We start from the raw sequence: 1,506 nt of genomic DNA on the forward strand, positions 1-1,506 counted from the left end.
TCCAGGGTGAAAGGTTCAGCGTTTGACACGGATGAGCTTTTTATTGACGAATTCGTCCATTCCGTACTTGCCCAGTTCGCGTCCGAACCCGGATCGCTTCACACCCCCGAATGGCAGTTCAGCGGCTGTGCCGGAGGGTTCGTTGATGTAAACCATGCCGGCGTCAAGGCGACCTGCGATCTGCTGCGCGCGTTCCTCGTCGTCACACTCCACTGCAGCACTCAGCCCGTAGTCGGTGTCGTTTGCCAGCGCAACGGCCTCATCCTCGTCGGTTACCTTATAAACCACTGCAACAGGACCGAAGAGCTCTTCAGAGTACGCCCGCATACCCTCGGTAACCCCCGTGAGGACGGTCGGAGCGTACCAAGCGCCGTCGCGCTCGATCCGATTACCACCAGCCAAAATCGTGGCACCTTGAGCGACGGCATCCTCGACCTGCGCGGCGAGGTTCTCTGCTGCCTGCGGTGATGAGAGAGGCCCCATGACCGTTTTGGGATCGGCAGGATCACCAAGTTCGAGGGCATTGACTTGAGCGGTGAATTTCTCAACGAAAGCATCGTAATGCTCTTCAGTTACAATAATCCGCTTGGCTGCGTTGCAGGCCTGCCCGGCGTTGAAGAAGCGACCGGCAGACGCATCCCTCACAGCCCGGTCTAGGTCTACGGGCCCAAGCACGAGAAACGGGTCCGAACCCCCCAGTTCGAGAACCACCTTTTTAAGGTTGCGGCCGGCGATCTCGGCTACGGCAGCACCGGCACGTTCGGACCCGGTAAGGGATACACCCTGTATCCGTGGATCGGCAATGATGTCGGCGACCTGGTCATTGGAAGCGAAAACGTTGATGTAGGCACCGACAGGAAGACCAGCGTCGGCAAAGATCCGCTCCATAGCCAAGGCCGATTCGGGGCACTGCGGGGCAGGCTTGAGCAGAACAGTGTTGCCCAACGCAAGGTTAGGGGCTGCGAAGCGGGCCACCTGGTAGTAGGGGAAGTTCCACGGCATGATACCGAGCAACGGACCCACAGCCTCCTTGCGGATAATAGCGGTTCCACCGGCAACGACGTCGAGCTCTTCATCCTGCAGGAATTCGGGTGCCTTCTCGGCATAGAAGCGGTAGATGCTGGTTACCAGGTCGATCTCCGTCTGCGCCTGATTAACAGGTTTACCCATTTCCCTGGTAACCATCGCGGCGAGGGAGTCCCGGCGTTCCTCGTACAGATCAGCGACACGGCGCAGCATCGCTGTGCGATCCTCAACCTTGCTTCGACGCCAGGAAGTAAAAGCGGTGTGGGAGCGGGCAAGCACGTCCGCAATTTCCGCGTCAGAGGTCTGGTCGAATTCCTTTTCGACTTTTCCTGTGGCCGGGTTGAATACGGCATATGCGCTGGTAGCGGTCTGTACAGTGCTCATAAAATTTCCCTCTCTGCGGGTGTGCCATGGGAGCTAAAGAGACGCCTGTACTGCTCAGGTGCGATCCAGCGTTCCCCCTAGGAGGGGCACCTGTGA

General features: G+C 58.7%; 1 protein-coding gene. It reads right to left on the reverse strand.

Annotation, left to right across the window (positions count from 1 at the left end; translation table 11 throughout):
• Positions 1–15: 15 nt before the first annotated feature.
• On the reverse strand, positions 16–1,410 hold the full coding sequence (locus PY310_RS21455) for an NAD-dependent succinate-semialdehyde dehydrogenase (protein WP_275216653.1): 1,395 nt from the start codon (positions 1,408–1,410) through the stop codon (positions 16–18).
• Positions 1,411–1,506 lie beyond the last annotated feature (96 nt).

This window comes from Pseudarthrobacter naphthalenicus, from assembly GCF_029076445.1.
Taxonomy (GTDB): domain Bacteria; phylum Actinomycetota; class Actinomycetes; order Actinomycetales; family Micrococcaceae; genus Arthrobacter; species Arthrobacter naphthalenicus.